Annotated in this window: 12 protein-coding genes; 6 read left to right on the forward strand and 6 right to left on the reverse strand. The window is 45.2% G+C overall.

The features are described from left to right. Positions 1–217: hypothetical protein (locus QUA16_RS18110; protein WP_333104814.1), on the forward strand; the 217-nt coding region annotated here is incomplete at its 5' end. Between the two features lie 120 nt (positions 218–337). On the opposite strand, the gene QUA16_RS18115 is transcribed toward QUA16_RS18110, so the two are convergent. Both QUA16_RS18115 and QUA16_RS18120 read right to left on the reverse strand, forming a co-directional pair. Continuing rightward, complete coding sequence (locus QUA16_RS18115) at positions 338–661, reverse strand: DUF3155 domain-containing protein (RefSeq protein WP_015176770.1); 324 nt, start codon at positions 659–661, stop codon at positions 338–340. Between the two features lie 106 nt (positions 662–767). Further along, entirely contained in the window at positions 768–935 is a 168-nt protein-coding gene (locus QUA16_RS18120; RefSeq protein ID WP_333104812.1) for a hypothetical protein, read from the reverse strand. A 118-nt stretch (positions 936–1,053) separates the two neighbouring features. On the opposite strand from QUA16_RS18120, the gene QUA16_RS18125 reads away from it, so the two are divergent. The 3 genes from QUA16_RS18125 (at position 1,054) to QUA16_RS36965 (ending at position 3,621) form a co-directional block, all read left to right on the forward strand. After that, a complete protein-coding gene (locus QUA16_RS18125; protein ID WP_333181284.1) occupies positions 1,054–2,445 on the forward strand; it encodes a sensor histidine kinase in 1,392 nt (463 codons plus the stop codon). Positions 2,446–2,473: 28 nt separating this feature from the next. Then, the gene (locus QUA16_RS18130; protein ID WP_333104810.1) at positions 2,474–3,166 is read left to right on the forward strand and encodes a hypothetical protein; all 693 of its coding nucleotides are present in this window, start codon (positions 2,474–2,476) and stop codon (positions 3,164–3,166) included. Positions 3,167–3,546: 380 nt separating this feature from the next. Next, positions 3,547–3,621: a hypothetical protein gene (locus tag QUA16_RS36965; protein WP_445252180.1), complete on the forward strand. Its 75-nt coding sequence runs from the start codon at positions 3,547–3,549 to the stop codon at positions 3,619–3,621. Positions 3,622–3,788: 167 nt separating this feature from the next. Here the strand turns inward: QUA16_RS36965 and QUA16_RS18135 are convergent, their stop codons facing one another. From QUA16_RS18135 to QUA16_RS18150, 3 genes are all read right to left on the reverse strand, one after another. After that, positions 3,789–5,321 carry an ATP-binding protein gene (locus tag QUA16_RS18135; protein WP_333104809.1) on the reverse strand — a complete coding sequence of 511 codons (1,533 nt, stop codon included), beginning with the start codon at positions 5,319–5,321 and terminating at the stop codon, positions 3,789–3,791. Between the two features lie 42 nt (positions 5,322–5,363). Next, positions 5,364–10,730 (reverse strand): ATP-binding sensor histidine kinase, encoded by a 5,367-nt coding sequence (locus QUA16_RS18140; protein ID WP_333104808.1) that lies wholly within the window; start codon positions 10,728–10,730, stop codon positions 5,364–5,366. 941 nt (positions 10,731–11,671) lie between these two features. Next, positions 11,672–16,576 (reverse strand): CHAT domain-containing protein, encoded by a 4,905-nt coding sequence (locus QUA16_RS18150; protein ID WP_333104807.1) that lies wholly within the window; start codon positions 16,574–16,576, stop codon positions 11,672–11,674. A gap of 463 nt (positions 16,577–17,039) precedes the next feature. Between QUA16_RS18150 and QUA16_RS18155 the strand changes: the two genes are divergently transcribed. Further along, complete coding sequence (locus QUA16_RS18155) at positions 17,040–17,234, forward strand: hypothetical protein (protein ID WP_333104806.1); 195 nt, start codon at positions 17,040–17,042, stop codon at positions 17,232–17,234. 224 nt (positions 17,235–17,458) lie between these two features. On the opposite strand, the gene QUA16_RS18160 is transcribed toward QUA16_RS18155, so the two are convergent. Beyond that, positions 17,459–17,749, reverse strand: a complete 291-nt coding sequence (locus QUA16_RS18160) for a hypothetical protein (protein WP_333104805.1) — start codon at positions 17,747–17,749, stop codon at positions 17,459–17,461. Between the two features lie 219 nt (positions 17,750–17,968). On the opposite strand from QUA16_RS18160, the gene QUA16_RS18165 reads away from it, so the two are divergent. Then, the gene (locus QUA16_RS18165; protein WP_333104804.1) at positions 17,969–19,543 is read left to right on the forward strand and encodes a nucleoside transporter C-terminal domain-containing protein; all 1,575 of its coding nucleotides are present in this window, start codon (positions 17,969–17,971) and stop codon (positions 19,541–19,543) included. The last annotated feature ends 397 nt before the right edge of the window (positions 19,544–19,940 follow it).

The raw sequence follows: 19,940 nt of genomic DNA on the forward strand, positions 1-19,940 counted from the left end.
ACAAATTCGATCGACAAATTCGATCGACAAATTCGATCGACAAATTCGATCGACAAATTCGATCGACAAATTCGATCGACAAATTCGATCAACAAATTCGATCGACAAATTCGATCGACAAAACAGTCACAAAAAAACCATTATCGTGAAAGTGCCAATTGTGGCGATCGCCCTTGGGGTGCGATATAGCCTGTTGCGATGGCTCCTTATACCCTAATTTCTAAGGACTTTTCGCATAAATTTCAGTTGGCACTCTCCAGACAATGAGAACTCTCGCGCTTTTGTTAAAAGACTTAGAAAAACATTGCTGTCAATGTTTTGAGCTAAACATTTTGAGCTATGCGCGGCCCGCTGACACCACAGGAATTTTTTCTGTGGTAGCTTCCAACATCACCTTTAAGCTGGGAAACAAGAAATGGTTCTCTTCTACGTATTGGGCTCCAAATAAACCTTTTTCAGCCCAGAAGTATCTGTCAGTGGTATGCTCGTTACGCTTGACTAACAGCAAAGCTGGGGGAGCAATGCCTTCTGCATGGATGAACTTGCGAGCCGCTGTTACGGGTTTATCTTCGCCGCTCTCGATGCTATATTGAGGCACACACTCTAAAATTCTGCGTCCTTCTTGTCGGCGGCGACTCTTGCGTTTGCGTCTCCTGGCCAATTTCTTTACCTCCTCTGTGAGCAGACAGTATGAGCAGACAGGTTGTAATGATAGCTACCAAATCCGAGGCCAGTATATCCGTTCTAGCTCAAAAAATCAACTGTTTTTAATATATCGACATAATCTTAACATTCGTGCCGATCGACAAAACTGTAGCGGTTGTGGTAGGGTTGGCCGCAAGTTCCGGCAAGAGCCAAGCTTGGGGATCGGTGGAAGCTGCGCCGACGGCGAGGCGGGGCCATTTTGGTTCATGAAAGCCCCATGCCTTCAACATAGCTGTCTTCTATCAAAGGGCAGAAACCTGAAATCTAGAAGTGTCTCATCTGTAATCGGCCGCCGATCGTTTGTAATTTACTTAGAATTCCGTTAGATATCTTAATGATGTGGCGCTCATGTTAATGCCAGCCAGTTCAGAATTTGTCAAACTTTGCCGCTCGCAGGTAGCCATCGCCGTTAGTTTGGGAGCGAAATTCAGCGCGGTATACCTGACACAAGAGCTCGTAGAAGGCAGCGAAGCAAAGTTGGTGCCGATCGCAGTTTACCCAGAAACCTCAGCCGAATCGGAAGAAAATCAGGGGTTGAGGTTGCAATCTCCCGAAAGCTCGACAGTGAAACCGGTACCGCGACTGCTGGCGCCGCCTGTTCGGCCTGTGGAAGAATCAACGGTAGGGGCGATCGCACCCGATCGACTTCCGGGTAAGGAGCGCACTTCCCATCAGTGCCAAGGCCCGGAGAATGTGTGGCAGCAGCGGATGCAAATTGTGACGCCTCTGATACACGAGGGAGCTGTAATGGGACTCCTAGTCAGCGGTCGGCAAGACAGGCCTTGGAACGAGCGAGAGGAGGCTCAGATACAACAAATTGCTCGCACCTTAGCCCTAGCCTGCATTTTAGACCAGCGCTCGCAGTGGATGCAGCAGGAATTGGGTACGAGTCGGCAAATCCAGGCTCAGGTTTACGACACGATGCACAATTTGCTGCATCAGTTCAAAAGTCCGCTGACAGCGTTGCGAACTTTTGGCAAGCTGTTAGCGCGGCGGCTGGTACCGGAAGACAAAAACCGCAATGTGGCTTTTAGTATTGTCCGAGAGAGCGATCGGCTGCAAGAGTTGCTCGGCCAGTTCGATCGAACTGTTGACACCGGCGAATCACATCTAAAACTGCGATCGGGCACTTCAGAAAAAGCAATGTCCAATGGGGAATCAATCCGGCATTCTCCTCTGTCGCTGTCACCTGCGGCCAATGTCCAGGAATCCTGTTTTGTTACAGAAGTCTTAAAACCGCTGTTAACTTCCGCCGAGGCGATCGCATCTGAAAGGAATCTGAAATTGGTAGCCGACATGGAGGCGGATTTGCCACCAGTCTCAGCGAACGATCGAGCTTTGCGCGAAGTGTTGAGCAATTTAATTGACAATGCTTTGAAATATACCCCTGCAGGTCGCCAAATTTATATTAAAGTCAGGTACAAAGCAGCGGATGGCGATCGGGCAGGATACAGCCAATTGCCTGCCATAGCAGTTGCCGTCAGCGACACAGGTTCCGGCATTCCCCCCCAGGATTTAGAGCATTTATTTGAGCGGCACTACCGGGGAGAAAAAGCGCAGACAGAAATTCCGGGCACAGGATTGGGTTTGGCGATCGCCCGCGATTTAGTCCGCCAAATGCAAGGAGAAATAGAAGTATTTTCCCCAGTCAATCCTGAATGGCTGCCCTCGGCGGAAACTCACTTATATCCAACCGATAGCGGCACTACATTTGTGGTTTGGCTACCCGTGAATAAGTAACGAACCCCATTGCTTGGAGACATTTTTTATGAAGCATCTGCCTTTATTTGATAAAATTCCCAAGTTTTCAAATTCTTTAGAAGTTTTCAAAAAACACTTTTTTCGTGTACGGTTTTTAGCTGCTTTTAACATTCTGACTGTTCTGATTTTGGGCGGGCTGAGCGTATACGCAAAACTCAACAACCAGGGAGACGGAGTTGAACGCCTGTTTAGCGATCCTTTTAATTTCTGGTTCCCTTACGAAGGCATTCTCACCGGAGTTTCCGAAGTCCTATGGTGCATCCCAGTCGCAATTTGTGCATTTACTTTCGGAGTGGTGCGCCAAAAAGAGCCGCGGAGTCGATCGGGGACATTCTTATTTTTTAGTGCTTTACTACTGGGAGTTTTTTTCCTGGATGACAGGTTTCGGATGACTTTGATTATGTCTCGGTTGGGAATATCTAAGAAATTAATTTATTTGTGTTATGGTAGTGCAGTTTTCCTTTACGGAGTTAAGTTTTGGCGATACATCAAAACCACTCCTTACCTGCCATTAGTCGCAGCATTCCTATTGTTGGCTATCTCGCGGTTTGCGGATCCTTTGGAGTCTCAAAGTCTAGGAGTACACGCGATGTTAGAAGATGGCACTAAATTATTAGCCCTTCTGAATTTAGCACTGTATTTTTGGCACGTATGTCATCAAGAAATAGGGCGACATTTGCATCTGAGGGAAGAACGTTGAGCAGATGATATTACAAAAAAAGCCGTTGCTGAATTAGGGTCTCACTAAGCAAGGCCGGCGATCGCATAGGACCAAAATAATTTCTTTGATTTTGATAGGGCATTGGAAGATTAGCAAATTTTAGAGAGTAAATTAATAATCGACGATCATGTCTGAGCAACTTGTTGCCTGATGTAGAATAACAAAAAGTTTTTCCTGTCGAACGAGCTATCAGGATGTGTTAATATTGTATTTACGCGCCCAACACTTCAGCAGCGCCCTAACTGATGTAGCACGGGATTCATAGGCTTTAACTATTTTTTTACGAAACTCGATCGCATAAAGTTTCATTTTTCCCGTGTATCTACTGACTGCCCTGTACTATATATACATGGAATAGGCTGTATTTTTACGACACAGTTGGTAACGCCTCGGAAGAGATTGTTAAAAAATATATTGAAAACCAACACAATTAAGTTATAAAAATGTGGGTTTCATCCCCAGCGCCTATTCCAAACCCTTCAGGGGTGGACTGGCGGCGCTAAAAAAGTTTGTCAGAATTCACATTATTTAGCAATTAGCAATTACCCTCTTCTCATGCAACTGAAAACTGGTATATGCTGAATTGAGCCAGATGAGTTTTCTAGGCCATAGCTACCGCGAGATGGGTTCCTATACAGATAGTAGGCATCTCAATAATAAACTGCGTTCCCTGCTCTGGCGTAGAAATACACTCCAAGTGACCGCAGTGTTTTTCAAGCAGAATTTTTTTGCTAATTGACAATCCCATCCCTGTACCTTTTCCGATTGGTTTAGTAGTAAAAAAGGGAGTGAAAAGTTTAGCACGAACTGTCTCAGTCATGCCAACACCATTATCAGCAATTGTTACCCGAATGCCCGAATCAAGGCTAATGTTGTCCTGTGAAGTGCCCGGTAAAATTTCAGTCCGAATTAATATATGGGGCTGAAAAAATGTACCTTTTTCTTTACTTAGCCGCTCTTCCAAAGCATCTATAGCATTCGCTAAAAGGTTCATAAATACTTGATTAAGCTGACCTGCATAACAGGTCAAAAGCGGCAATACCTCATACTCTTTAATCACATTAATAGCAGGGCGATCTGACCTAGCTTTTAGTCTGTGCTGTAAGATCATCAAACTGCTATCAATCCCTTCGTGGATATCTACTGATTTGATTTCGGTTTCATCCAATCGTGAAAAATTGCGTAGAGACTGCACAATAAGGCGAATGCGATCGATGCCTAACTGCAAGGAAGAAAACAACTTTGGCAAATCGTCCATGATAAATTCTAACTCTCCATCTTCTATTGCATTGATAATTTCTGCTTCGGGTAGCGGGTAATGGCGTTGGTAGAGATTCAACAGATAGATGAGTTCTTTAATATAGTCGTGGGCGTGCGAGAGGTTGCCGTAAATAAAGTTAACCGGATTGTTAATTTCATGAGCGACACCTGCAACTAATTGACCAAGACTAGACATTTTTTCACTTTGAACTAGCTGGAGTTGTGCGTCTTGCAGTTCTTTGACAAAATGCTCTAAAGCAAGAGCTTTTTGGTGTTCTTTTTCTTCACTGATACGGAGTGCTTGTTCTATTTGTTCGCGCCGCTCTATTTCAGACTGCAATTTTTGACCTAGAGAAAAACTTCTCAAAGCTGTTAGTACGGTAGTGTATAGCTTTGATGTCGTTAGTTCAGTTTTAGTTTTATAGTCATTAATATCGTAATTGATAATAACACTTTTTTCGGGGACTTGTCCGGGTTGACCCGTGCGTAAAATAATTCGCACTAACTGATTGCCTAACACTTCGCGGACATATTTAACAAACTCTAAGCCAGCATCATCCGTTTCCATGATTACATCAAGCAGGATGATAGCCACATCAGGATGTTCTTGGATTAACTGTCTAGCTTGTGTAGCGGAATAAGCACTAATAAACTTTAAGGATTTATTTTCACAAACAAACTTTCTTAATGCGAGCTCGGTAGCTGTGTGAACTTGAGGCTCATCATCTACAATCAAAATTTTCCAGCTTTCAGTCGGGGTATCTTGCGATACTTCATCGGCAAAAAACAACTCCTCATCTGAGTTAAATTCTTCCGCAAATAACACTTCTTTAGATGATGTTTCGATTGAAAATCTGTAAATACTCTTGTCCATTGCTGCTCACCTTTTTTGTTACTGATGTTTTGATTTAGGAAACTACGGTTGTGAATCGATTTTGACGGGTAGCTTAATAATAAATTTGGTGCCTGCTCCTACCTCACTTTTACATTCTATTTCACCCCCAAGTTTTTGGGTAACTAAATTGTAGACAATATGCAATCCCAAGCCACTACCACCCTGACCGCGTTTGGTAGTAAAGAATGGCTCGAAAATTTTACTTAAATTTTCTGGGGGAATGCCTTTACCATCATCGGAATATTCAAAGCTAAGTCGATCGCCCTTTTGTTGCCAATCAAAAGCCAGCTTCCCAGTAGCGCCCGGTTCGTAAGCGTGAATCAGAGAGTTCATCAGCAAATTTGTGACAACTTGGGATAATGCACCTGGATAAGAATCTAGGGCCATTTTGGTGTCTCCCTTAATTTCGATCGAATGTTTGCTATTTCTCAATTTTGGTTTTAATTGGATTAAAATTTCATCGAGATAATCTCTGACGATAAAAGTTCGTCGTTCTTCGCTGGAGCGATCGACTGCCACTTCTTTAAAGCTCTGAATCAATGCTGCAGCCTGATTGAGATTAATTAGAAGGGCGTTACTGCTCTGGGTGGCTATATCCAAAAATTCTTCTAGCTCGGAGCGCTTCATTTTGCCACTCTTATAAGTAGAAGCAAATTCTGTGGTATGTTCTGCTAAAGCTGACGCAACGGTGACACCAACGCCGATGGGAGTATTAATTTCGTGGGCGACGCCTGCAACTAATCCTCCCAGCGAGGCCATTTTTTCAGATTCCACTAGCTTACTTTGAGTCGCTTTTAAAGCATCCAGCGTGTTGGATAATTCGTGGGTGCGATCGCCTACTAATTGCTCTAAGTTTTGATTGAACTCCTGCAAGTTATTGTAGAGTTGGGCATTTTCAATGGAAATGGCTATTTGAGCCGATAATAATTTTAGCAGCTCTAGCCTATCTGTAGTAAAGGCCCCTTCTGTCAAGTTATTTTCTAGGTAAAGAATACCTGTTAGCTTGCCTTGGTGCAGCAGAGGAGTGCAGAGAATCGATTTCGGTTGAGTGGCTGCAATATAAGGATCGCGGGTAAATTGTCCCTCTTGGGTGGCGTTATTTAAAACCACATTTTCCTGGGTGCGGATGACGTAGTGGACGATCGCACTTGCCAGTTTTGGCGTTTCCCCAGAATCAGCTTTTGCATTCAGGGGAAGCGATCGTAGCACGCTAACTTCATCCCCCTTAACGGAACCTTCAGCCTCAATCGCCCACTTTCCCGCTTTTTCTAAAATTAAAAATCCTTTTTCAGCGCCAGCATTTTCGATCGCAATTTTCATCAACCTTTCCAGTAACTTACTCAAAACTATTTCACCTGAAATCGCTTGAGAAGCTTTCATGACTGTGGCTAAATCTAGGGTATCTCCTAAATTAGTGCTAGTAGTAGTAGGCACAGTAGTTTTTCGGTTAGCTTTTGTTTGAGTTGTTGTCTTGGCTGATGTTCTAGCTAGGAATTGGGGATATTTCTTTTCTAAATCCTCAACTTTAGCTATAGCGCCCCAGAGTTGGTAGCTATAATGAGCGTTTTGCATATAAGCTTGGGCGATCGTTCCTTTACCCCATGACAGGTAGAATTTAGCAGCTAGTTCGTAAGCTAGGGCTTCTTCATTCATGTACTCGTTTTCTTGCGCCAAGGCAATTGCTCGATCGTACAGTTCAATTGCCTCTAATTTCTCACCTAAAACCCGATGCCGTTCTGCCTCTACTAAATAGAATTTGTGCAAATAATTCATGGGAGCATGATTAGCCCACTTCTGCATTTTTTCTTGGTTAGCTTGTACTCGCTTCAGAATATCCTGTTGTAGCCCATCCGTCGCTAAGTCACTAACAGGCTGTGAAGGAGCAGGGTAAACTGCCAACTGAACTAGAGAATCGTAAAAATAGAAAAACGCAACTGTAAATAGCCCGGAAGCTGCACTTAAGCAACTTTCTATTTGAGCGATATTTTTTAATGCTTCTGGGTAATTTTCCAACAGATAAGAAAGCACCAGTTTGTGTACGTGTAAATAATGAATCCCTAGGTTATTTTTGTTTTGATAATAGAGTTTTAGGTTAGCTTCTTCGTCATATACTTCGCCTTGTAAATGGCAGGGATTATCGGGATTTAATGTCAAATTTAAGACTGCTTGCCAACAAATGTTCTGATAATCAAGGGGGGTTTTCTGGTTGATTTTATTAAGGGCATCTGTAAAATTTTCTATTTCTTTTTCGAGTTGTGTGAGTTGCTTGCCCACAAAATACGAAGCATAGCTGTAGTTGTAGAGAACATAGCCAGCATATTCTAACTCTCCAGTCTCCAGCCCCAGAGCATAATCTGACAGCAAAGCTTCTAAGGTATCCTTAATGGGTTCTTTCCAAGGTTGAATGCTAGTATGCACCAGTGCAGATGTCTTTGCTTGAATTTCTTTGGCATTCAGTTTTGACACGAGACGTAAAGCTAGTTGACCGAACTGATGTCCGCGCTCGATATCTCCCAGTCCGCAAAGCAAAAAACCATATAAGGCATAGGCAAAGGGAGACACAGAAGCGTTGCCATATTGGACGGATAAATCAATCTGTTTGGTAATTATTAAAGGCATTAATGGTGGCAACGCTATGTAGGCCGAAACAAAAATTTTTAACAGAATTCTGATAATTGCTAATTGATGGAAGTCTGCCATTTGAGGGAGATCGATTAAGTCCTCAGTTCGCTTTCCGCTCAAAATAGACGCGGTTTCTGAGAGCGCCTGCTCAATATCAGATGAATTTGGCTCGGCGGGAAACTCTATCCCCAAGAGTGATAAGACTTCGATTCCTGCATTGAGCGATTCTTGTAGCTTGTTTTGCCCGATACAAGCTTGGATCTCGACTTCGTACACCTTCACTTTGTCCAGTAGCGAGGTCGCGCAGTTTTTCACCATTTCAGCCAATCTTTGCATTTGAGCAAAGTCACCACTTAAATATGCCGCCTCTGCTGCTTCAGTATGCAGCGCTAATGTCAATTCGTAATTAGTCTGCCAACTATGTTTTAGTAACCGTCCTAAACCCATCGCTAAATACTCGCTCGCAGCAGCATAAGCGGTTGCTGCTTTGGCTTTTTGACCTGCCGTTAAATTAAGTTTTGCAATTTCAGTTCGTTCGGATTCGTCGCTAACCAGTTCAATTCCTAGATTCAAATGATCGACGATCGCAAATATCTCTTCCGATCGCACCTCTAGCGATGTATTTTGCCACAGCAAGCGACCAATTTGTAAGTGAACTGTTTTTTTATAACTCTCTTCAATCAGAGTATAGGCGGCTTGTTGTACGCGATCGTGCAAAAACTTATAAGTAGTGATTACTAGATGAGAGTGAACGATTTCTTCTTCTGTTACGCCGAGTTCAGAAGTGGCTAAAATTAATCCATCTTGGATGGCTGGCAATAGCTCTTGAAACGTTTCGGCGGTAGATTTTTCGTTGACTATCGAGAGAGTATTTAAGTCAAAACTATTGCCCACACAAGCGGCTAACCGTAAAACCTTCTGAGTGGAATCTGGCATTTTTCTCAATTTACCAACCATCAACTCAACGACGTTATCGGTAATCCCTACGGCTTCAATCTCTGAAATATTCCAATCCCAGTTTCTTTGCTCAGAATTAAAAATCAGGAGGTTTTCTTCATAGAGAGTTCTGAGAAATTGATTAACAAAAAAAGGATTGCCTTGAGTTTTACCGACGACTAACTCAGCTAGGAGGATGACTGAGCCTCTATCCCTACGCACAGTATCAGCTATCAAGTTAGTAATATGTTCGATATCTAAGGGAGTTAAGGTAATGTGGTTAATAGTCGCGCCTTGATTTTGCAGCGCCTCCAGAGTCATGATTAAGGGATGCGTCGGGCTCACTTCGTTATCTCGATAAGCTCCCATTAGAAATAAGTATTTTGTTTCCTCATCTGCCATCATTACTTGCAGCAGTTTCAGAGTAGCGGAGTCAGCCCATTGCAAATCGTCTAGAAAAATGACTAAGGGATGCTCGACTGAACAAAACACCCGGATAAATTTTTGAAATACTAAATTAAAGCGGTTTTGCGCTTCCGTAGCACCTAACTCTTGCACAAGTGGCTGTTTGCCAACAATGAGTTCTACGTCGGGAATGACATCTATAATGATTTGACCGTTATCACCAAAAGCTGCTAAAAGTTTTTCTTTCCAAGTGGTGAGTTGCGTTTCGCTTTCAGTTAAGAGTTGCTTGACTAATGACCCAAAAGCTTTGACAACAGCCGCATAAGGAACATTGCGTTGCAATTGGTCGAATTTCCCGGCAATAAAATAACCGCTTGCCTTTGTAATAGGTTTATAAACTTCTTGCACTAAGGCTGATTTGCCAATGCCAGAGTAACCAGACACTAACATCATTTCCGTTGTGCCATTGCTAACGCGATGGAAGGCTGCTAATAATGTTTCAATTTCTCGTTCTCTACCATAAAGTTTTTGAGGTATTTGAAACTTATCTGTAATATCTTTTTGGGCGATCGCAAAATCAGCAATCGTTCCTTTCGCCTGTAGTTGTTCCAGGCATTCTTCTAAATCGGCGATGATTCCCCAAGCACTTTGGTATCTTTTTTCAGCAGTTTTTTCTAAGAGTTTCATAACAATATCAGAAACCGCTTTAGAAATGTTTATTTGGGGATTTATTTCATGGGGCGGTACTGCTTGTTTAGCAATATGACAGTGCACTAATTCCATTGCATCGTTGTAATCCCAGGGCTGTTGCCCCGTTAGCAGTTCGTAAAAAGTGACTCCTAATGAGTAAAAATCAGTGCGGTAGTCGATCGCTCGGTTCATTCTGCCTGTTTGTTCCGGCGATATGTAGCTCAGAGTGCCTTCTAAAACATTAGGATTTTTTAGGGTAGGATTCTCACGAGTTAAAACAGTAGAGATGCCAAAATCTATGATTTGGACTAGCCCTGTTGTCGAGTTAATAATAATATTGCTGGGGTTGATATCTTTATGAATAATGTTATGTTGATGGATTTGACCTAAAGCTCTCGTTATTTTAATAGCTGTTGACAAAAAATCTGCTAAGGTAAGTTTTTTAGAAGCCAACCAGAGCTTAAATGATTCTCCACCACTATCCTCGAAAACGATCACCAAACTGTTCTGGTATCTTTCTAAGCTGTAGGTTTTAGGCACACTTTCTAGGTTAAGATTGCGTGTAATTTCGTATTCCTGCTTGTATCTGACTAACGAAGCTGGCATCGGATAATCTTGCTTGAGAAATTTGAGAATGACTGGTTGGTTGTCTTGCTTTCTCACTCCTCGGTAAACTAAAGAATTGTTACTTTCCTGAATTTGGTTAGTAATCTCGTAGCCGGCTAAGTTAATCATCCTTGCAGCCTCTTTTAATAATTAATACACATTTTTTTAGCGATTCTCAATTTGCAAGTAGATGTATCCTCTCATCTAAAGACTACCCTGCACTTTAAGCAAAACTTAAAAAGTTTAACTAAAAAATATTATTTTTTACATTTCTTCAAAAAAGTACAAATAAATATTTAGGTTAGGAGTCCGATCGCTCCACAGTTTCGTGTAAAATTCGGCAAAACAGAGTGAAGGGGAGCATCTCAATGAAAGCAGCCCTCCGCTAGAAATTGGAGTTAGGAGTCAGGAGTCAGGAGCCAGGAGAAAAGAGTTAGAAGGAAGAAGAAAGAAGTGTTTTTGCAAATATGAGATGCTTCCGAGTGAAGTGCGATCGCCGTGGAGCTTCCTAGGAGATTTGGGTGTTGCATAATTAGAGTATAAATAGGTGGAATCACCATGCAATGAAAGCGAGTGCAAATCAACCCATATCCGTACAAACACTAAGAAAAAAGGAAAACAGAACCACATTTGTGTCCAATGTGGCTGTCAATCGATCGCTGATTATGAGTCCCACGCCTTGTTACAGCAAGACTGTGAAACCGGAATGCCTAAAAATGTAGGTCAATAGTATAGGTTTTCGGGCAATTAACGAATCAAGGTAGTTCATCACACCACCCTAATAACTTCGGTAAGACTGGTGGGAAAACTATTAGGATGTCATAGTTTCGAGACATTTGAGAGGGTTTCCGGTTGCATCTGAGATATTGCACCATTCTCAATTAGGTTTTTAGGAACAGGCTTTTCGGCCTGTTCCACAAAAGATCAATTTTCTTGTGGAACAGGCCGAAAAGCCTGTTGCTGACGCAAGATGCCTGTTCCACAAAAGATAAATTTTCTTGTGGAACAGGCCGAAAAGCCTGTTGCTGACAATGGTGCGCCTCTTTTTCCTTGTTCCTTCAACATCTCCATTACCAAGGATTGCCAATCATGGTAAAGGCTGCCCAATAATAAGGATGCGAAAGCACTCGATCGCCCCGCGCCGCAATTTCTGGAGGCAAAATTAGACCCCCAGAAAGCCCTTCGGCTCGCAACATCCCGTCTTGAATCCGCACGCGCCCCCGCAGCATCTCCAATTGCGCGCGGCGCAAAGCCTCCGCTTTAATCATCAAATTGCCACCGCGTCTGGGGGCCCGCAACTGCCGATAAAACTCAGTCATCAGCCCCAAAGTCCCATCATCGCTGACTTCCCACAAACTCGCTAAAGCGGATCTAGCACCGCTAGCTACCGCCAAACCCGCAAACCCCAACTCCGCCTCTTCGTCGCCCAAAGCGGTACTGCACGCGCTTAAAACTAACAGATTCACCGGGGGTTCATTCCACCGCAACTGTGCCATTTGATCGAGGCGTAATTTAGTATCCCACAACTGAATGTAAGAATTTTTCGGTTCCCCAGGCAGGAATTCGCTGTGAGTTGCTAAGTGAATGATTCCAAAAGGCTGATTTGCCCGCTGAGCTTGCAAATTTCCGAGAGTAAAATCTTGATTCAAAAATAATTTTCCTTCACTTGGCGGCGCGATCGACTCTAACTCCACCGGTACCGCTGGTAATGGCGCTTTATCTTCAAATACCGACGCCCCCATCGCCAACACTTCATCATCCGCAATATTGTCGTAGCGAATATCAGTCAAACTCAGACTCGGCATCACGCTAAGACTGTATTGCTCAACTAAAAATTGTTTGCCATTGTGAAGAGCAGCAAAGGGCACACTCCGTAAACCTGCTGCCGGAATTACAATTAAATTGTCAATATTTAAAGCAGCCAATTCTGCGGCAACTGGTGCAATTAACCAGCGATAAAGTTTTTGAGCAGAATCCAAATAACTAATGCTGCTTCTTCTTCTGGGATTAGTTATTTCGGTTTGCAGGGCGTCCGCCAATTGCAACACCTGCCACCGCGTTGTCGCCGGAACTAAAACGCGCATCGGTTGAGCGTTAGCTGTGACTAACACTAATTCTAAATGCTCCCCGTTAGGAACATCGGGAATTTCTTGGCTCTGTGGCGACAACCTCTGGGCCAACTTATCTTCTAAGGGGCGATGGGGCCCGGAGGTGAGGTTTTTTCTCACAGGCAATAGATTAGATAAATCCCGACTTGCCACCAGCACTGAACCATTTTCTTTGGCTGCATCTGCATCCGATCTGCTGAGCCAATTCATATAAATAATTGCAGATTTTGTCCCGGTAATTTGTTCGTTTTTGCGAAGAGTTTCGTAAATCACCGATAGATTAGTAATCGGCTTTCTTGGGGGCAAGTCCAGATATTTTTCGTACTCGCGAGTAAAGGTTTGTTCAAATTCTAAAACTCCCGAACCTGCCCCATCTAATCTGCGAGAAGGAGCGAAAATATCCTGGCTCATTGAGGAATTTCTGTCTCGATTGGGCGATCGCAATTCTACTTGCAAAGATGCCGGAAATGACTGATCCGGATCGGGATTTACGGACTCTAGAGGCGGTTCGGGAATTGGTTCGGGAATTGGTGCGGGAATTGGTGCGGGAATTGGTTCGGGAATTGGTGCGGGAATTGGTTCGGGAATTGGTTCGGGAATTGGTTCGGGAATTGGTGCAGGAGTAGAGGGCGCGGCCGGTGTAATTAGGGAAATCTGATTTGGTAAACTTCCTTGGGTGTAACTTTGTCCAAAAGAAAAAGTCGGCAAAATGGCGTTTCCCGCGCCAGCATTAATGCTTCCCAGGGTTCCATTGTCGATCGCGCCGCCAACTACAAACGGTCGATCGCTATTGCCTCCGTGGCGAATTGCGATCGCCCCCGCCCCCGCACCTCCGGTAGTAGAAATACTGGAAATATTGCCCGATATATCATCGTTGAAAACATTGTTCGATCGAAACAAACCGAGGGTTCTCACATCAACGCTGCCGCCAGTACCACCAGTGCCGCCTCTAGCGTTGATAAAGCCCAACTGAATGTCACCAGTCGCGCTCAGGGAAACGCCCCCGCCGTTGCCGTTTGAAGTGCCGCTGGAGTTGATATCTAGAGCCGAAATCCCCGCCTTTGAGGTGAGAGCAATATTTCCGCCGATCGCCCCCGAAGCGTTCAAAGCTCCCGCAGTTAAAGGGCCAGCATTGGTTTGGAGAGCGATCGCGCCTCCTGTGCCCGCCGATGACGAGTCGATCGCACCTGCAGCAACAGTATTTCCCTCAACCCGAATCCTCCCACCGTTCGAGGTAATATTGCCAGTCCGAACATCCCCGCTTCCTTGCAGATTCACGCTGCCACCATCCGTCCTTAAATTACCCTCTAAGAGGACATTTTCTGCCTTGATATCGGCTCCCAAAGCGGCCGTGCTGTCCCCCCCGAAGCGAGCGGAATCGCGGGCGTTAATGCTCAAACTGCGCGCTGCAATTGTGGAAGCAGCCGTCACGCTAGCAGCGTCAGCCGAAAGCTGGCCCAACCTCTGAGTTTGACCGACTCTGCCGTCAAAAGTAATGTGGCCGCCAGCGCGCAGGGTCAAATTATTAGCCCGGCCCGGCGTGCTGTCGAGGGTATTGGCAAAAGTGATATTGCCGGTAGTGGCGGCTAGGGCGGCGGTGCGATCGACTGTAACGTTACTATTGAAAGTCATGTCGCCAGATGTCGCCATATTGCCCGATACCTGGGTACTGCGGGCGTTGACAGTTAAACTCGCCAGCGGTGCAGCTTGACCGACTTTAGCGCCGAACAGCACTCGCCCAGCGTCTAGTCTCAGGGCGCGAGATCCGTCTAGGCTACCGGAGAACAGAATGTTTCCGGTAGCTTCCGTGCTCAAAGCTACGTCAGCATTGAGGGATGCGTTTCCTGTAAAAGTGAGATCGCCGCCGGATGTCGCAATGTTGGCGTTGAGATCAGTTTGAGGCGCGTCGAGAGTCAAGCTAGCGCTGCCGCTTGTATTCAGGGGATTGTCGATTGCGATCGAGCTGCCTTGAAGTATCAGCGGGCTGTTGAAGGTAATGGGTGCGACGATCGCGATCGACGAGCTGCTACCGTTTTCGCGCCCGATCGCGATCGAGTCGAAACCCCCCGCCAAAGCGCCGAGATCCGTTGCCGTCAAGTCTAAAAGGCCCAAAATATCGCCGGTGCCACCGATTTGAATTCGTCGGTTGTCGTTGGGCTGCAAGCGAATTGTTCCCCCCGCACTGCTGACAGAATTGCTGCCGCCTCTGAAGTCAATGCCGTTACCAGTGAGAGCGATATTGCCGCTGTTAGCATTGAGTCCGCCCAGAGAGATGCTGCTGGCAAAAATGTTGATGTTGCCACCTTGAGTCTCGATTAAATCGTTGGAGTCATTGACCAAAAACACTCCGCCCGCTCTAAATGTTACCGTGTCTCCCGTTCTCGCTTGCAGGGAAAGTTTGTTATCGGGCAAGTCTTGGAGGGTGATGTAGCCTGGGGTATCTAAAACCACGTTGCTGCCGGCTGTCATCTGTTCCAACTGCACTTCTGAGATCGATGTTTCAGTGGGTTCGGGTTCCGATTCCAGTTCCCCGCCAGTCGAACCCCCGCTGCTGGAGCCGTTACCGCTGACGATCGTAATATTTGCCGGATCGAGCCACAGATTGCCGATCGCACCGTTAGTCGCGCGGGTATCGACCTCTCCTTGGAAAGTTAAAGCATTTTTGCCGGAAACTTCTACTCTGCCGCCGTTACCTGCGGCAGTGCCCCCGCGAGCAGTAATATTGCCCAAGAAGCGAGTTATATTGTCTGACCAAATTACCGCAGTGCCGCCATTGCCGCGGTCGATCGCGTTTGCTGCGATCGTAGAATCAGGACTAACATAAGTTACCTGGGCGTTTGGCACTGGTTCCATCCCCCGGAAACCGCCTCCGACGCGCACAGTACCTCCGCCGTCAGTGCCGGAAGCATCGATATTTGCGCCGAAGAGTCCGACTTTTTCCCCTAAAATATTGACTGTGCCGCCAGCATTTCCAGAAGGGCCAAATACATTTACAGAACCGGAGACGATCGCACTTCCGGCAACTGCGGGCACAGTTTGGCCGCCAGTCAGTACCAATTGACCTTGTTCGTTAGTGGTTAAACCTGTGGCTGACACTACGCCGGAGCCCGTCAGCAACTGAGGCAAAGAAACCGGGGCGATCGCCGATTGTTCTGACTGCAAAGACGGAGTAATTTCTAAACTCAATAAATTGCCGGTTTGACTGATGCGGACTGCATTTTGTCCCGGAACTGCAGCCACAGTAATTTGACCGTTGGGAGCGGATAATTGTCCTGTATTAATAACTGTGCCACCGAGCAAAGTTAAACTTTGCCCGCTGCCAACTGCCAAGTTGCCGGCATTGACAATTGCACCGAGTTGTGAATTATTAAAATTAAATTGATTGGGATTTCCCAGTAAAGCTTTGTAATTATTAATTCCCGCCGAATTGAACCAGCGATCGCCGAAACCAATACCTGTAGCAGTTGTCGCGGAAAAAGACCCCGGCACGTTTAATCTCGCATTTTGACCGAAGACAATTCCCGCCGGATTCATTAAGAATAAATTTGAATTGCCGCCGGTTACAGAAATCAGACCGTTAATGATGGAAACATTGTTGCCGGAAATCCGCCCTAAAATATTTTGAATATTTGGATTAGTTAGAAAATTAGCGATTTGACCTTCGCTGAGATTAAATTGGCTGAAGCTGTGAAACAGATTTGCGCCGTTTCCTGACAGTTGGCCGCCACTAATGTCTGTGCGGTTTTGCTCGGAGTTAACAACAGTATTAGTGCCGTCATTTGCAGGAACGACAGATTGCGATCGCACTGCTAGCGGTAGCAGCCAAAAACCTAATGTCAAAATTAGAGCAGAACGAAAATAGGTCATTAGTCAGTTGTCAGTTGTCAGTTGTCAGTTGTCAATAGTCATTACTCAATAGTCATTAGTTAGTGGTTATTTTTCTTATATTTGTTGTTATTTGTTGGTTCCAATGACCAATGCCCCATGCCCCATGCCCCATGCCCCATGCCCCATGCCCCATGCCCCATTCTAATCTCTTATCGTTTTGATTTTTTTTGAGCGGTAATGTTCCGCCAAAGTGCCAATAAAGTTAAAAAGGTCGATCGAACACTGCCACCGCCGGGGATCGATCGCACTCCACAACCACCGGTTGCCAGAATGTGGGAAATACAATGCAGATTTTATATTGATCTGTAACGAGTGTATTGACAAAATCCCCCCAGAGTCCTAGGATTGGAGCACTGATTGGGTGGGAAAGTAAAAACCCACACAATAACTGGCTCCTCTAATAAAGTTAAAAGCAAAATATTGATGCTTTTAGAGACCAACCATGCAAACTCAAACTTCCTCATTTCTAACTGAACAAATAGTAGAGCAGATATTTTCGTCAGGCGAACTGACTCGCGATGACAGACAGCGAATTCAGTCAATGCTCTTAAATGAGTCTATCGCCGAAAATGAATTGAGCTTAATTGAAAGAGTCATGGAAGGCGTAGTCAAGGGAATACTTGACGTGCTCGATTAGTTTAGAAATGGCGCTAACCTATCTAAATGTAGGGTGCGCCGGGCCGCGCACCTTACCCTAATTTTAAATATAGCAATCGCCAAGACGGTTAGGACATTCTTAATCGCTGAAACCCTAGCTATTACTGCTTTTTCCTTCTTCCTTCTTCCTTCTTCCTTCTTCCTTCTTCCTTCTTCCTTCTTCCTTCTTCCTTCTTCTATAAAATCGAAAATTCTGTCACCGTTCTAAAAATCATCATCGGGGCCCTCATCCGGGCCCTCATCCGAACTCTGATCGCGACGCACAAGTTCAGAAGGAGGCCTATCGTTACTCCAGGCCCACCACACGGAATCGCACTGGCAGCGGTAAAATTCTTGCCACTTGCGGCGGTTGAACTCGGTGTATACTGGCGATCGGCGATTAATCCAGACCTCAGTGGCATCCGTGCAACTAGCGCCACACTTGGGGCAGCAAAACTCATTAGCGTGAACCGCCGTCGCAGTCCATTCAGGAGGATGTGGAGCAAAAGCTTCCATGTGTTAGAGTTTCTATCTAAACTGCTGGTAATTACGGCAAATCAAGGGTTGCGAAAGATCCGCAGAGTTCGGAATGACCTAAGCAATGACATAAGTACGCTGTTGAGTGCGTAATTTATCGGCCCGTTATTTTTTTAGCATTTGCCGTCAGATGAATAGTATAACTGATGTGGTGCAAACCGTCGATCGGCATTCTTAAGTATTTCAAGGACTAGGCTCATGTCTATCTACAATCTTATCTCGTTTCTGGGCATTTTTGGCTTATGTGCGATCGCCTGGATTTTTTCAGAAAACCGACAGTCCAAGTATATTCCCTGGCGCGTCATCATCTGGGGCATTGGTCTACAATTAGTCTTAGGATTTTTAGTATTCCTGTTCCCCCCAACTCGCATCGCCCTAGAGTGGTTTACAGGCTTACTGGATGGAGTATTCACCGCTGCTGACGCTGGAGCGAGGTTTGTATTCGGTAAAAACATTGTTCCAATACCCGGTCAAGACCCCCCAGTTAATTTAGGATATATTTTTGCCTTTAGAGCTTTACCGACAGTCATCTTTTTTTCTGGCCTCATGGCGTTGTTATACAACATCGGCGTGATTCAAATTATCACCGAAGTTTTTGCCAAAATCTTTTATATGACAATGCGGTTGAGCGGCGCCGAAGCCCTCAGCGGCGCTGCTAATATTTTCGTAGGAATTGAAGCGGCAATTGTCGTCAAGCCTTATTTGCCGAAAATGACTCGTTCGGAACTTTGTGCAATCCTCTCTTGCTGTTTCGGGACTGCCGCTTCTTCAACTTTAGCAATTTACGTCAGTTTTCTCAAGCCAGTTTTTCCAAATATTTTAGGTCATTTAGTTTCCGCCTCAATTATCGCCATTCCCGCTTGTTTTGTCCTCTCCAAAATATTAGTACCAGAAACAGACAAACCCCTGACAATGGGTGGCATTCCCAAGGAAGAACGGAAGCCTAAAGGCCGCGAGTTTGTGGGCAAAGAAATTTCGGACATGGATCGCGAAGAATTCAAACAAGAGACTGTTGGGGGAGAACCCATCGAACGAGTCAGCCCTCTCGATGCAGCGATTATTGGTGCATTGGACGGTGTAAAAATGGCTGTGGCCATTGCCGCTGTTTTGATTTTAATCTTAGGCTTAGTTTCGTTAATTAATCAATTCTTTGGTTGGCTGGCAATTTTGCCCGGCCCCATTGGTGGTTTTTTCAAAGTTGTCACCTTAGCCAACATTATGGGATTTTTATTTTATCCCCTGACGCTATTAACAGGAGTCTCCATTGACGACTCTTGGCAAGCATCAGTAATTATCGGTCGCAGGCTATTAGAAACAGCCATTCCGCCCTATCAAAGTTTAGCAGAAGCATCGGCAAAAGGACTGGTGAGCGATCGTACAGTTTTAATTGTCAGTTACGCCCTTTCCGGCTTTGCTCACTTAGCCTCCGTCGGCATATTTGTCGGCGGCACAATCGCCCTAATTCCATCCCGCCGTAAAGACATTTCCGAACTCGGTTGGAAAGCATTATTTGTCGGCACCTTAGCGACAATGATGATCGCTTGCATCGCCGGCACCTTCGACACCGGAGACGCCAGCATTTTAGGCGCTAAAACAGCCCCTCCGACCCCGTTAACAGCCCCTGATTCTCCAAAACCGCTGCCATCCCCAGCCGCGAATTCAAAGCCCTCAGTTGCCCCAGCAATTGCCAGTCCGAAGCCTTCGGCTAACACCGAAAAAGCGTCTCCCAGAGCTCAAGAATCTCCCTCTCCCGCATCCAAGAAAAACCCTTAATTATATTCTATTGACTTGTAGGGGCGGGTTTTTCCAACAATATTTAACTCCCGTTAAAAATCTACATAAACCCGCCCGCACACAACCAATAACCTACATCAACTTTGCTTTCGATAAAACAAGTTAGGAACGGACTCTGACCCAAGAAACCGGGTTTTTCACCAAATCTGTGGCTGTAACGCATCTTCTCAGCAAAAAACCCGGTTTCTGGCTACCCGTGCATCAGTCCTAAGATTGTCAATTATCGACAAATATTGTAGGTAAAACTAGCCCTTGGGTGGGGGCGGGTTTACGAGATTGTAGGTTTTAGGCAATTATTGTAGGTAAAACCCGCCCCTACGAGGCCGTGACCGATATTATTGTTTTTTATCCAGATGTAATTACCAATTATCAATTA

The organism is Microcoleus sp. S13_C3, from assembly GCF_036700905.1.
GTDB lineage: Bacteria > Cyanobacteriota > Cyanobacteriia > Cyanobacteriales > Microcoleaceae > Microcoleus.

Coding starts and splice junctions, on each gene's coding strand:
- QUA16_RS18120 (WP_333104812.1), bottom strand. CDS start 935: ATGTTGAAGGCATGGGGCTTTCATGAACCAAAATGGCCCCGCCTCGCC.
- QUA16_RS18125 (WP_333181284.1), top strand. CDS start 1,054: ATGTTAATGCCAGCCAGTTCAGAATTTGTCAAACTTTGCCGCTCGCAG.
- QUA16_RS18130 (WP_333104810.1), top strand. CDS start 2,474: ATGAAGCATCTGCCTTTATTTGATAAAATTCCCAAGTTTTCAAATTCT.
- QUA16_RS18135 (WP_333104809.1), bottom strand. CDS start 5,321: ATGGACAAGAGTATTTACAGATTTTCAATCGAAACATCATCTAAAGAA.
- QUA16_RS18140 (WP_333104808.1), bottom strand. CDS start 10,730: ATGATTAACTTAGCCGGCTACGAGATTACTAACCAAATTCAGGAAAGT.
- QUA16_RS18150 (WP_333104807.1), bottom strand. CDS start 16,576: ATGACCTATTTTCGTTCTGCTCTAATTTTGACATTAGGTTTTTGGCTG.
- QUA16_RS18155 (WP_333104806.1), top strand. CDS start 17,040: ATGCAAACTCAAACTTCCTCATTTCTAACTGAACAAATAGTAGAGCAG.
- QUA16_RS18160 (WP_333104805.1), bottom strand. CDS start 17,749: ATGGAAGCTTTTGCTCCACATCCTCCTGAATGGACTGCGACGGCGGTT.
- QUA16_RS18165 (WP_333104804.1), top strand. CDS start 17,969: ATGTCTATCTACAATCTTATCTCGTTTCTGGGCATTTTTGGCTTATGT.